Raw genomic sequence first — 13010 nt, forward strand, 5'->3', positions numbered from 1 at the left:
TTTCCATAATAAGGTTGGTACAATAACATAAGGGTTGCGTACCGGAGATCTTACAGTTTACCAGCTTCAGGTTTTTTGAGTGCCATCCCAGATACTCACCGTTCAGCACAGAGTCGTAAACGGTAACGTTCTCCGTTTTCCAGAAAGCATCTTTGGAGTCGAGATGTGCATTGCGTATCACTACATTTTTTGCATCCTGGAAAGAGTAGTTACCCTGCAGATAGAAGCCGTCGATGTCGATATTCACACCGTTCATAAAAATATAATCGCCACCACGTGCGTCTACATTTCGGAGTTTCATATCCCGGCAATTCCACATAGTTTCTCCCGCACAGGTAAATTTGACGTTTTCCAGATATAAATCATCGATCTCACGGAACATTTTGGGTGCTTCCACACGGGTATTGATCATGCGGATGTTTCTGGAATACCAGATAGCCGCACGACCGTATACGGTAAAGAGGCAGTCTTCGATCAAGGTATTGGTGTTGTGCCAGAAAGGATACTTACCCATGAATTCACAATTATAAGCTTCCACATCCGAGCATTCTTTCAAAGCCGATTCTCCGGGGTAGAATTTTACGTTTTCAAGACGTATATTGTTGGTTGCGAATAATGGTCTTTCGCCCTCAAAGAATGTATTACTGATTACATTTTTCATTTTATGATTATTTATATTATTAATTGCTATTTTATATTTTATTGAGTATTACACAATGGAACGCCTTAAACCTGGCCTGTATTCCGTTGAAAGTTACCGGTAATTCTTTTACCGGACCATTTTATGAATACTTAATCATTCAATTCGACTGTATTATAGAAAAAACGTTTAAAAAAGATCACATGGCCGATAGGACAATTGACTTTTCGGCTCAAAGGTTTTTGTTGCCGGGTTCATTCTGTATTTTGCCTGTCTGTTTTCAGTTTCAGCCATTTCCCGTATGTAAGCATGCGCCAGATCCATTCCAGGGGGCCATATTGGTAATGATTGAGCCATAGATAACTGTATGCTACCTGTAAACCGAATACGGCAGCTGCAATGAGCTCGACATAGATAAGCCCTGTTTTAGCACCCAGTCCGAAGCCTATGCCATAGAAAATGATCATTCCGATAACCGACTGCATGATATAATTGGTCAGTGCCATTCTTCCCGGCGCCGCAAATATCCGGAAGATAGCCAGTTCTTTATGCTTATCATACCACAGGCAGATAGCTGTGATATAGGCAAGGCTTAACGGGACCACGCTTACGGCGTATATGGCGGAATACATGATCAACCCTATAGGATGACTGTTCATTGCGCTCCATGCATATAGTACGGATGTAGGAAAACCAATACAGAAGCCGTAAATCATTGTTTTTTTTAGTAATGTATGATTACTCTTAAAGTTGGTATATAACCTGTTTCTGCCGATATATAGGCCAAGTAAAAATAATCCCAGTACCTTGAAAACACGATTACCATCGATAAACTCCTGCATACGGATGAATGATCCGGCGAGATTGAACCGGAGCACATCGAGGTAACTTTGGCTCTCCACAAGCCATACAGGGAAATTATCTCCGGTAATACCCACCTGTCCGTGGAAATACCCGGTTGCCCTGATGACAGGTGCAGAAAGGTTCCATCCGAAAAGAACGATACAGGCATCCATCGCTATCGGGAAAAGTAAAAGTATCACCGAAGAGATCAACAGCTTCTTATTGGATATATTTCTGAAAAGCGGAAGGAAGAACCCCACAAAAGCATAGAGGATAAGAATATCGCCTGCCCAGAGAAACAACAGGTGGAACAGGCCGATAAGAAACAGGATACACATCCTGCGGTAAAATATTTTCATTCCGTTCCGGTTATTCCGTGCGGCATTAGACAGGATAATGGAAAAACCGATACCGAACAATAAAGAAAAGAGTGTGTAAAACTTACCATCGATGAAAATATATTGAAGATACTTCACCACAGTGTCGATACCAGCAGTCGGCAAAGCGCTTACGGTTTCGCTTGTTTGAAAAGTATATAGCGAAAACTCGGGGTAATTGGCAAGGCAGATTCCGAATAATGCCAATCCGCGCAAAGCATCGAGGATAATATGCCTTTCTTTGGTTTTTACCGGATGGATGTTATTTGACATATGATTTGTTCGTTTATAACTGTTCGGAAGTAACCTGTATATTAATTACCTGAACCTGTTTTTCAACAGGGTTGATCTATTGTGTGTTGGATAAATTACTGTGAGATAATAATTTGCGGTTGTTCTTGCTGGATGGCATCGATCCCGGAAACAGGATTGTAAAAACGGATATTAGATATCTCATCTGAAACGATACAAGCATTTTATTCGTTGATTCATTTGATACAGGACCTTCACATTATGACTGCCAAAAGTACAAATAAAATATCACAAAAATATGGTGCCGGTTACAGAATAATAGGTTTGGATTTTGGTTTTTATGGACGAAAAAAACAGGTACGCACTCCGGCCAGTGAGCCGGATATTTTCATGTCGGTTACATCTTTGCAGCGGCGGCTGAGTGAACCCGGAATGATGCCTGCTTTTTTGGATCATCACTTTGTTGAATGATCGTTATCGATAAGCTGCTTTGTAGATGGAGATACAATCCTCAACGCTCATATCGTAACGGTCGGCAGCGAAAAGTCCACCCATAGTTTCCTTTGCATTGATTGCCAATGTTTCGAATTCACCGGGTGTAATGCCATAGTCGGACATTTTCAGGCCGGCTACACCGCATGCTTCCTGTAATTTTACCAGGGCAGTAATGAAATCCATCGGCTCTTTGGCATCTTCCATACCCATCGCCTGTGCCATGCGTATAAACCGGTCGTCGGCTACATGCTTTTCAATAAAGAAAGTGAAATAAGCCTTGCTTAGCATGATGAGTCCAGCGCCGTGCGGCAATTCCTGATGGAAGGCCGACATAGCATGCTCCATGGAGTGCTGGCTTGATGTGACGCCTGTTTCCATAGCATAGCCAGAGAGGGTATTCCCGAAGGCAACCAATGTGCGGGCTTCGATGTCGTTGCCGTCCTGATAGGCTTTTGTCAGGTTGCGGCCCACATTCTCAATCGCAGTAATAGCCAGCATATCACTCATCAGGTTTGTGTATTTGGTGATATAGGCTTCCACGCTGTGGAACAACGCATCAAATCCCTGATAGGCGGTGAATTGCCGGGGTACGCTCAACATCAGTTCGGGATCGACGATGGAAAGTACCGGAAAGGTGTCTTCGGTGCCTATTCCTATTTTCTCATTGGTTGTTGCATTGGATATGACTCCCCAGCGATCTGCCTCCGAACCGGTTCCGGCCGTGGTGGTGATGGCGATGATAGGAAGGGGTTTTTCGGTATATTCCTTTCCTTTTCCTGTACCTGATGTTACATAATCCCATAGGTCACCCTCATTAGTGGCCATCAGGGCAATGGCCTTGGAGGCATCCATCACGCTGCCGCCACCGAGCGCCACAATGAAATCACATCCGTTTTCCCTGGCTGTAGCAGCTCCTTCCATAACGGTCGTTTTTAGCGGATTGGCTTCGATCCTGTCAAATATTCTATAATCAATACCAGCCAGGTTCAATTGTTTTTCTACACGCGACAGGTAACCGTTGGCTTTGGTCGATTTTCCGTTTGAGATCACCAGCAATGCTTTTTTACCGGGCATCTTACGGACACTGAGATAGTTCAATTCGCCGGCGCCGAAGAACAGGCGTGTGGGATTGAAAAATGCAAAATTTTTATTGGTTTCCATTTGTTTATTTTTTATTGGATGATAACTGTTCTTATTTTGAACACGACAAAGGTAAGGTGAATGAATGGTGGTGTTTTTGCCGTCAGGCTCAATATTTTTTGTTTTCCGGCTCATGTGTTGCTACGTATTTGTTCCCTTTCCGGGGGCGAATATTTTCCTTTTTGTTATTTCCTAAAGGAAACTAACTTTACCGGCTTAAGATGATGAGATATGAACATACGGATTGGGATCGTTCTTTTTTGTTCTCTTTTTTTGTCCTGCGGGATCAATGAACGTATCCGGGAAGGTATTCAGCACGAATTAGACAGTAAATACAGGGAACTGGGGTTGCATATGATGGGGTATTACAGCATCTTCCGGAAAACTGGTAAACAAAAGGATATTCCCAGGTTTGTCGTATTTTTCAGCAAAGATGTAAATGCGGAGAAGCCGGATTTTTCGGCGGTCTGGCACAACAAACGACAGGCTTTTGAGAAAAATCTGCACGAGCTGTATTATGTCCGTTATGGCAAATATGAATATGCCGGTATGCTGAGCGCTTCGCTGGCTGCTGTCGGGAAAAACTATACCCTGTTTTTAAAAGTTATGGACGAGGAACATACCACCAACTGGAGGGCTTTTGTTTACCTGATGCATCACATCGACAGGCGAAATATAGCCGATCTGGATTCTATTGCAAAAAAATGCCGGGATTTCAGGTTACAAACCGGAATGAACACGTTGGGTGTCGAAGCTGTTTTCGTTGACAGCACCCTGATGAAAAAAATCTTTGCAGAGGAGTATGGTTCATCAGGAAAGGAGTTTTCGAAACTGACCGAATATGAACATGAGGTATTGTACGGCAAGGCATCTAAATATAAATACATTGCCTCATTTGATGGTTCGCCTGATACACATGCCTGGTTCGGGTATACTCACGGTTCGCCTTTCAGAGACGTCGTTTTGGAAAAGTGTACCTCTGTGTTGGAACGGAAATACCCTCCGGATGAATATAAGATCGTTTGTCATTTTAATTATAATGGTATCTCCATGACCGATTTCACAGCGTCTTTTTGGGTGAATTATTTTATCAGATCGGAAAAAGACGATAAACAGGTTGCAAAAGGTAAAATTTCAGGAGTATATGAAGTAGAAACCGGAAAAATAACTCCGGAAATAATCTGACAGGAATATAGGTCTACCTTTCGGGGATCATCCTGTTTAAACGATGGATCCACCCGATTACATTAATAATCATTCAGGTAATTTTGTAATGAACTGATCAATTTACCCACATGTATTCCATCAACAAACGAATGATGTACCTGTACCGAGAACGGTAAGATAATTTTTCCGTCTCTCTCAAAGAATTTACCCCAATCAAATAAAGGCGTAGCGTTATCCTTTTTACCGGAATTTGTATGTGAAATATGGGTGTACGATATCCAGGGAAGCGGGGAAAACATGAAAATGTCATTGCCTAATGGTCCGGTAAAGTATACTTTTTGATTTTGGATCTTTTCGGCAGCCACAGACAGGTATTTATCCAGATCATCCTGCATGGTGATATTCACTACCTGGAACAATTCCGTTTCATCCTTCATGTGGGTGAGGGCCGTATTTATCCTATCAAACAGGACGATCTTACCATCTACAAAACGATACCGGAATTCTTCAATTTTATTTGCACAGGCCGAAACGGCATAAATTAAAGCCAGGGTAAAGGAGTGTCCCTGCTCTCTGTTTCTTTTGTGAAAAATTGTTATATCCAGTTCTGTGGTAATACAATAGCATGGGTCGACATAATCCCTGAATATCCGGCAGTGCTCTGTCCGCCGCCATTTATTTTCATCTATTTCAGTATAACCGTTCTCCATATTTTCGATTTAAGCACTCAGTGCTATTTATTACTTTCTTAAGTTGCATTGATCGAATTGATTATGCTCATCAAATGCGACATTAATTTATTGGCATTACTTATACAATTCTCCCGCTAAATTAATGAAGAATAACGAGCCGGAAATATTTATCTGCGTAAAATTTATGATTTATGCGAATCAAGAGTTAAATATGTGTTTACTAAGGTCCGCAAAGCGGGCTAATGTAAATAACCACAGGTAAACTGCAGCTCACGACCATCGGGAGTAAACACGTGGCAGGAAGATACTTGTATGACGTCCCTAAAGGGGGCGAATAATATGGCTGAGAAATGGAGGGAATATTATCACAAGAAGGCCTGAATGTCTCTCTAACAGATGGAATTGCTGCGGGTGAAATTATACTGTAAGAAATATGTGATTATTCAGATAAAAAGATGTAGAAACTACTTACATTTGCACAATATATCATTCCATCAGGTTTTGAATGCATGATACCCATAAATCAGGTGTCATTACCTGTATGATGTATATGACCGGAAATATTCAATTCAATCATATTCAAATATAAACTGTTATGAAGCATATCAGAGCCATTTTACTGGGAAGCGTAATTGTGTTGTGCACTTCATGTGGTACAGAACCGCAAAGCAAAAACCCGGCAGGGGAAACATCCAATCCCGTGACGGAAAATATCATGTCACGCCGTAGCATACGTAAATATAAACCGGTACCGATCAGCCGCGATCAGATGGAAGCCATTCTGGAGTCGGGTATTCACGCTCCTAATGGACAAGGCTGGCAATCATGGGAAGTCCGTATCGTCGACAATCAGGAATTTCTCAACGGACTCAGTGCGGTATACCACCGGAAAAATTCTCAGGGGGGCGGTAACGGCAGGAATCTGTTCTATGGTGCGCCGGTCGTCGCATTTATCGCGTATGATACTACGTATGATTTATCACAGGTGGATTGCGGATTGTTCGGTGAAAATATGATCCTTTCGGCCTGGTCTGTGGGAATCGGGTCCTGTTGTCTGGGCGGCCCTGCACGTTTTATCACCGGTGATCCCGATGCAGCGGAATATCTCAAAAAACTGGATTTTCCCGATACACACCGTTTGCTGTATTGTATTGCATTCGGAATACCGGATGAAGCACCTGCAGCAAAACCGAGAAAAAGAACAAACGTAAGGTATATTGATTAAAGTATTACGCTATCAGCGGCTATTTCCTTATTTATTGGAATGACATAGAAGGATGTGTTTTTACGTCATCAATCGTTCAAAAAATGCATCCCGGTAAAAATTGCTGATCCCGATCTCATAATTACCGATGAAAACATCATTATTGCTGAAAGAGTCTACACAATCTTTGTTGATAATATAAGAGCGGTTTGCCCTTAAAAATTTATTTTGAGGCAGTAATTCGTAAATGGCTTTTAAATTCATATGGGTAATTAATCGTTGGCTTCCTGTCTGGATAATCACATAATCCTTAAGTCCCTCTATAAACAGGATGTCTTTAAAGTTAACTTTGAAAAACCTACGCTCGGATTTGATAAAAATATACTCGTTTTCCACCAGACCGATATGTGTATTTTTTTCTTCGGAAAGCAACATGGTATGATAGCTGATGGCTTTTTCGACAGCCTTTTTAAATCGTTCGGGTTTGATCGGTTTAACAAGGTAATCAACGGCGTCGACCTCATAACTGTCGAGCGCAAATTCGGCAAATGCGGTGGTAAAAATGACCAAAGTTGCCTTAGATATGCTTTTGGCAAATTCTATCCCGTTGATGCCGGGCATCTGAATATCCAGGAAAATTAAATCAACCGTGTTGTCCTGGATAAATCCTGCAGCCACTTCGGCATTTTCGAAACTTCCGGATATTTCCAATGAAGGGAATTGATTTACCAGCTTCTCTATCCCTCTGCGGGCAATAGGCTCGTCGTCTACTATGATACAATTCATGTGATAAAAATTGTTTTAAATAGATATTTGAAAAGAACATGTTCCATTTTGTTATACCCGTCTCATATTTTAAATTCCATCGTTACCTTGTAAGATTCCTTTTCATCCTGAAGGTGAAGACTGTAACTTTTCCCGAATAACAAATCCAGGCGTTTTTTTATATTTATCAAGCCTATTCCTCCTTCTTTTTTCGCATAGGTTAATCTGGCCTTAGGATTTTTGCATTCAAAGTATAAGTGTTGATCCTTCATCCGGAAAATAATTGCTACGTACGAGTCACTTTCCGGATTATGCTTCACTGCATTTTCAACAAACGGGATAAACAACAGTGGGGGGACATCAATCTCTGCATTTCCTTCCGAATGTATGGTATAATTGAAACGGTCACGGCGCATTTTCTCCAATTCGAGATAATCCCCGATAAATGTTATATCATCTTTCAGTTTTACCGTTTCTTTTGAACCTTCTTCGACCTGGTAACGCAATAAATCATTTAATTTGGAAAGCATATAGGACGATTTTCCGGCGTCTTCCCCTGCCATGATATTTGCATTGTTGAGCATATTGAACAGGAAATGGGGATTGATTTGATTTTGTAAATTGGCCAATTCTATCTCCATGGTTGCACTTTGCAGTTCGTCGATCCTGTGCCTGTTTTCTATCCGGTATTTGAATAGCTGAAGTGTTGTTAATCCACCTATAAAGAGAGCGAAAGCGGAAAATCCGGAAACGATCCCCAAAAGCAAAGGAGTCCTGATAAGTGCGTCATCCTGATTTTCATCCATACTTTGATATAGGGCAATAGAAAACATAATCGTGAAAATAAGTATTACTGCTATCAGAAGATATAGCCAGGTCCGTCCTTTCAGAAGCAATCGGGGAACGAGCAGGTACATGTTGATATAGATGATCAGATTGATCTGAAAAAAATACAGAAGCCAGCTTCCGAATCTGCCGGGTAAGATACGGACAGGTTCATCCCACATGATATTTACGGTAATCAGTAACACAGACAACTGTATGATAAGATGCCTTAATATCCGGTATTCAGGATGTAAGAACAAACCGGGAATGATATGGTTTATTTTGTTCAACATATTAGCTGTAATTCTATTGATCCGTTTCCTTTATTAAGAAAGGCCCTGCTACCGTAAAGTAATTCCAACCGTTGTCTTGTTTTCTGAAAATCACATACGGACAAATCTGTTTCCGGTACGGTACATGTAAACCTGATAGATTGATGCGCCACCTCAAAATAGATCAGCAACTCAGCAGGATGCTGCCTGATAATTTCTTCAATGAAAGGCATAAACATGGAGGGCGGGATGAATATATTCGTCTTCCCGTTAATAGAAATGGAGAAGGTAAACCTGTTGCCGCACTTTTGCTGTTCGAGTAATAAATAATTGCGGATATGTTCTATTTCAGACTCCAACAGTACCTTATTCCGTCTACAATCATACAGTTGGTACCTCAATAATTCGCTTAACTTAAAAAGCATATCCGACGTTTGTTCAGGATCGGATTTTACTTTTTCGGAAGCACAGTCCAGGATAGCATAAAGAAATTGCGGGTTGATCCGGTTTTTTATTTCATCAATGCTGTTTTTCAGATGCTGATTCTTCAGATTTTCTATTTCGGTACTGTCGGCTACCCACTGTTTAAATAATATGCTGAGGGAACTGCTTGCGATACAAATGGAATACAACGTTAAGTTTGAAAAAATATCCAATACCGTTACGCCATTAAAATCTTTCATGATTCCAGCTTTTGAAAAGATACGGTATTCTCCGGCATATTTGATGAGAATAAAACCCAAAGTGGCAATTACCAGAACCAGGATATAGCTAACATATGCACCTTTTGTAATGAAACGCCGGGCTAAATAATAAATATTGAAATAAAGGAATGCAATGATGATCACGGAAAGAAGTGCGCCAAACCAGTATATGGTACTTAACGGGATTTCAGGATCACTGTCGAATATAAAGAATGACTGGGATAAGGTAATGGGTATAAAGGCTGCGATAAAAAGCATGTGCCTCCATAATCTATACTTAGGCAGAGTCAGAAAGTCAAATAATATATTCTTATGTTCACGTGCAATCATGTGCTTCCAAAATTACATATTTCTGCCTAAAACTCGATTTTATAACTGATATTGAACATCGAGGTTGCATACTTGTAAGCCTCGATCTGTTGTGTCTTTATATTGTACCTGTGTTCGATATATTCTTTCTGATTAGTGGCATTCACACTTTTAACGGCAAATTCATGTGCGACACGTTTTCTATTCATCTTGTAGCTTATTGAAAAGTCGCCGACAAACATGGGTGAAAACTGTTTTGTATACATCCGGGTTTCATCGTACTGCACTTCCTTGTCGGGATGAGCCATTGTTGCCGCCTCATCAACAGGGGTATACCGTTGTCCTCCCAACAGGCTGGCTTTGAGGTTTACACTGAGTATGTCGCGTTTCATGATCCACTCTTTTCCTATTAATCCGTTTACGATAAACTTCCGGTTATACCTTGTGTTGTACCAGTTTCCATCTCCTCCACGGTATTTAGAGTCGAATACTGTGGCGGTTATCATATAATAGATTCCCTTTGTGAGGTATTTTTCCCATGTCAGGTCTACTCCATAATTTTGTCCTTTACCCTTACTTACGAGTATTTCGGTTACATAGAAAACATCGCGGTTGAGTATAGAATAAGAACCGTTTTCCGTTACGGGAACATCATACAGATATTGATAATACGGCTCGATTTTCAGATTCATGTCTTCTGAAATACGATAATTGTACGAAAACATTATATGGTGGCTCTTTGTAAAATCCAGATCCCGGTTGGGCTGGTTTCCGTTTTCATCTTTTACAAAATATACATCGGCTTTCTCCATGCGGCTATGCAAGCCATATCCCACAGCAAAAGAAGTTTTAGGCATTGTCTGCCACTTAAGACCGATCCTGGGCTCGATACTTGTCTTTCCGTTCAGGGCAAGGTGTTGTGCCGTCAATCCTGTGGTGAGAATAAAGCTCTTTCCTATATTTATTTTTGAACTTGAGTAAGCCGAAATAAGATTGGTTCCCCCATCCGAGTCGGTGAAATTTTCAAGAGGGTTTCCGAAAATAGGAGTGAAATCCAGATTCATATTATAGCTGATATTCGTTAATGTAATCCCTGTTTTGTTGGTATGGCGTGAACCGAACTTGTGGTTTACCGAAGAAGTGAAAACAAGATGGGTGGTGTTGGCAATCATGTCCGTCCTTGGGCTCCTGTTCTCTTCAAGGTCGGCAACGTCTTCAAAAATATGGCTATCCAGGTGGGTAGCAGCCAAAGTGCTGTTCAATGACGTTTTACGGTTCCCGAATAAATATTTGTGCGATAGGCCTGTTGCTGCTGACTTTTGTTTTGCTCCGCCCAAAATCCCGTCATCCAGATATTTCCAGTCCTCCGGGTCGTCCAGTATCGGGTCGACTTTGTCTATTAATCCTGTTCCCCACAGCGAGAATACCCCTGCTTTTTGGGTAGGGAAATTGAATTTAAAGTTCAGGTCCTGATAACCGAGCGTTCCTCCCATGCTTTCTTTCCCTTTTATCTGCTCTACGAGCGATGTGGTGGAGTAGCGATAGTTGATGATATAAGATGAGTTATGTTTTTTACTGATGGGTCCTTCTGAGGCAAAATCGATTCCTAATACACCCAGTTGAAAAGTATGTTGGTATTTCTGATTGTTACCATTGCGTAATTTCATGTCGAATACACCGGAAACGGCATTGTTGTACTCGGCCGGGAATGCTCCTATAAAGAAATCGGAGTTTCCCAGTACGTTACTGCTCAATCCCGATAGGAAACCGCCGCCCAAAGCTTCAACATCGGCAAAATGGTTCGGATTGGAAATTTCAATACCTTCCAGCCGCCATTGCAAAAGGCTCGGAGAGTTGCCGTGTACCGAGATCGAGTTGTTCGAAGCGCTTGGCGTTGCCACACCTGCATAAGCACTGACCAGACGCGACGGATCGTCCATCCCTCCCGCAAAACGGCTGGCTTCTTCAACACTGAACATTTGCGCTCCGAGCATTGCCATTTCATTCAGTGACCCTGCCTTGTTGATTTTAGATGTTACGACGACTTCACCCAGTTCCATGGGTTTTTCCGTTAATGAAATTTCAAGATACACCTCCTTTGCAGAACCGACTAAAACTTCTTTAATAATGGCTGTTTCATATCCTATATAGCTTGCATACACGGTATGCCTTCCTATCGGAACATTATCCAGGACGAACATTCCTTTTTCATCTGTTGTGCTGCCTGTCCGGCTATCGTCCAACACTACAGCAACAGCATACAACGGTTCTCCCGAAGCTCTGTCCGTTACAATACCCCGGATGCGCTGATTCAATTGTTCTTTATTCTGGGCAAACAGTATCTGTGGTATAATGATACAATAAGCCATGGCTATCAAAGCGGTTTTTACTATTGTCTGTTTCATTCTTTTTGTTTTTAATGATTGTGTGCAGACAAAAGTAGGGGATGCATGAGCCCGTTTTCCGGTTTATAGACAGATCGGGGTAATTATTCGACAGAACCGCTTGTTTTGTATACCGGTTATATTTTTATATCTGTTTTATCTGAAACAATAGACTTGCAGTTTCGTTGATCTTTGAATCGTTTATTGATCATTACTTACGAAAGTAAACATTACGCTGTCCGGATTATTCATTGAGCATTTCAAAAGTGACGGTTATATTGCCGGTGCCGACTGCTTGCCTAAGTCCGGAAGTGTTATCGATACGTCCCAGCCTGATATAACTGTAAGAGGTGGTGCGGGTGGTATAAAAAAGGACAAGGCAGCTTGAGGACCATATCATCAGATCACCTTCATAGGTGGTACCGACATTGGTTGCATTACCGGTCAAGCTTTGCGGCAGATAATGGTATTTTTCATAACCGCCCATTTCAGTCATACTGACTGTTATCGGCAACATGGTTTTGAATGTCGAAGCAGCTGCGTTTTCCTGCAGGGTAGTAGTAAATCGGGCTGATCCAATGGTCATTTGTATCCTGTTGCCTGCCGGTGGATCGGGCACCGGATCAGGTGCCGGGTCAGGATTGGGATCCGGTACCGGTAGTTCCTGTCCGGGTTCTTCGTCGGGATTACATGCAGATACTCCCCAAATGACGGTTAAGGAAAGTAAGGTGATCAATATAATGGTGAAGTGTTTCATGTGAATAAAATTTATTACGCTTCCGCTCCATGAGAACGCTAGCGCTAAGTTGATTTTCAATGGTTACATGGAACCTTTAGCTCATCGATTCCATATGAATAATTTAATTTATCGATAATATCCATATTTTATTGACTTCGTCGAACTCGTAAACTCGGTTCATCACGTTGGGTGAACAGTGATG

Annotated in this window: 12 protein-coding genes; 3 read left to right on the top strand and 9 right to left on the bottom strand. The window is 41.6% G+C overall.

Annotated features, from left to right (window positions below):
• Both LBQ60_13790 and LBQ60_13795 read right to left on the bottom strand, forming a co-directional pair.
• Positions 1–661: DUF3737 family protein (locus LBQ60_13790; protein MDR2038990.1), on the bottom strand; the 661-nt coding region annotated here is incomplete at its 3' end.
• A 233-nt stretch (positions 662–894) separates the two neighbouring features.
• The gene (locus LBQ60_13795; protein MDR2038991.1) at positions 895–2133 is read right to left on the bottom strand and encodes a DUF418 domain-containing protein; all 1239 of its coding nucleotides are present in this window, start codon (positions 2131–2133) and stop codon (positions 895–897) included.
• Between the two features lie 240 nt (positions 2134–2373).
• On the opposite strand from LBQ60_13795, the gene LBQ60_13800 reads away from it, so the two are divergent.
• Positions 2374–2583 (top strand): hypothetical protein, encoded by a 210-nt coding sequence (locus LBQ60_13800; GenBank protein MDR2038992.1) that lies wholly within the window; start codon positions 2374–2376, stop codon positions 2581–2583.
• Between the two features lie 3 nt (positions 2584–2586).
• On the opposite strand, the gene LBQ60_13805 is transcribed toward LBQ60_13800, so the two are convergent.
• Positions 2587–3768: an iron-containing alcohol dehydrogenase gene (locus LBQ60_13805; GenBank protein ID MDR2038993.1), complete on the bottom strand. Its 1182-nt coding sequence runs from the start codon at positions 3766–3768 to the stop codon at positions 2587–2589.
• Positions 3769–3978: 210 nt separating this feature from the next.
• Here LBQ60_13805 and LBQ60_13810 point away from each other — a divergent pair, with 210 nt between their 5' ends.
• Positions 3979–4932, top strand: a complete 954-nt coding sequence (locus LBQ60_13810; protein MDR2038994.1) for a hypothetical protein — start codon at positions 3979–3981, stop codon at positions 4930–4932.
• Positions 4933–4994: 62 nt separating this feature from the next.
• On the opposite strand, the gene LBQ60_13815 is transcribed toward LBQ60_13810, so the two are convergent.
• Positions 4995–5624 (bottom strand): chloramphenicol acetyltransferase, encoded by a 630-nt coding sequence (locus LBQ60_13815; GenBank protein ID MDR2038995.1) that lies wholly within the window; start codon positions 5622–5624, stop codon positions 4995–4997.
• Positions 5625–6201: 577 nt separating this feature from the next.
• Here LBQ60_13815 and LBQ60_13820 point away from each other — a divergent pair.
• Entirely contained in the window at positions 6202–6831 is a 630-nt protein-coding gene (locus tag LBQ60_13820) for a nitroreductase (protein ID MDR2038996.1), read from the top strand.
• 60 nt (positions 6832–6891) lie between these two features.
• Here LBQ60_13820 and LBQ60_13825 read toward each other — a convergent pair whose 3' ends face one another.
• The 5 genes from LBQ60_13825 to LBQ60_13845 form a co-directional block, all read right to left on the bottom strand.
• Positions 6892–7596 carry a LytTR family DNA-binding domain-containing protein gene (locus tag LBQ60_13825; protein ID MDR2038997.1) on the bottom strand — a complete coding sequence of 235 codons (705 nt, stop codon included), beginning with the start codon at positions 7594–7596 and terminating at the stop codon, positions 6892–6894.
• Positions 7597–7658: 62 nt separating this feature from the next.
• Complete coding sequence (locus LBQ60_13830) at positions 7659–8693, bottom strand: histidine kinase (GenBank protein ID MDR2038998.1); 1035 nt, start codon at positions 8691–8693, stop codon at positions 7659–7661.
• The gene (locus LBQ60_13835; protein ID MDR2038999.1) at positions 8687–9706 is read right to left on the bottom strand and encodes a histidine kinase; all 1020 of its coding nucleotides are present in this window, start codon (positions 9704–9706) and stop codon (positions 8687–8689) included. Before LBQ60_13835 ends, LBQ60_13830 begins: the two co-directional genes overlap by 7 nt.
• A gap of 26 nt (positions 9707–9732) precedes the next feature.
• On the bottom strand, positions 9733–12090 hold the full coding sequence (locus LBQ60_13840) for a carboxypeptidase-like regulatory domain-containing protein (protein MDR2039000.1): 2358 nt from the start codon (positions 12088–12090) through the stop codon (positions 9733–9735).
• Positions 12091–12313: 223 nt separating this feature from the next.
• Positions 12314–12826: a hypothetical protein gene (locus LBQ60_13845; GenBank protein ID MDR2039001.1), complete on the bottom strand. Its 513-nt coding sequence runs from the start codon at positions 12824–12826 to the stop codon at positions 12314–12316.
• Positions 12827–13010 lie beyond the last annotated feature (184 nt).

The organism is Bacteroidales bacterium (assembly GCA_031275285.1).
Taxonomy (GTDB): Bacteria; Bacteroidota; Bacteroidia; order Bacteroidales; family UBA4181; genus JAIRLS01.

Coding starts and splice junctions, on each gene's coding strand:
- LBQ60_13825 (MDR2038997.1), bottom strand. CDS start 7,596: ATGAATTGTATCATAGTAGACGACGAGCCTATTGCCCGCAGAGGGATA.
- LBQ60_13845 (MDR2039001.1), bottom strand. CDS start 12,826: ATGAAACACTTCACCATTATATTGATCACCTTACTTTCCTTAACCGTC.
- LBQ60_13840 (MDR2039000.1), bottom strand. CDS start 12,090: ATGAAACAGACAATAGTAAAAACCGCTTTGATAGCCATGGCTTATTGT.
- LBQ60_13835 (MDR2038999.1), bottom strand. CDS start 9,706: ATGATTGCACGTGAACATAAGAATATATTATTTGACTTTCTGACTCTG.
- LBQ60_13820 (MDR2038996.1), top strand. CDS start 6,202: ATGAAGCATATCAGAGCCATTTTACTGGGAAGCGTAATTGTGTTGTGC.
- LBQ60_13805 (MDR2038993.1), bottom strand. CDS start 3,768: ATGGAAACCAATAAAAATTTTGCATTTTTCAATCCCACACGCCTGTTC.
- LBQ60_13830 (MDR2038998.1), bottom strand. CDS start 8,693: ATGTTGAACAAAATAAACCATATCATTCCCGGTTTGTTCTTACATCCT.
- LBQ60_13795 (MDR2038991.1), bottom strand. CDS start 2,133: ATGTCAAATAACATCCATCCGGTAAAAACCAAAGAAAGGCATATTATC.
- LBQ60_13810 (MDR2038994.1), top strand. CDS start 3,979: ATGAACATACGGATTGGGATCGTTCTTTTTTGTTCTCTTTTTTTGTCC.
- LBQ60_13815 (MDR2038995.1), bottom strand. CDS start 5,624: ATGGAGAACGGTTATACTGAAATAGATGAAAATAAATGGCGGCGGACA.
- LBQ60_13800 (MDR2038992.1), top strand. CDS start 2,374: ATGACTGCCAAAAGTACAAATAAAATATCACAAAAATATGGTGCCGGT.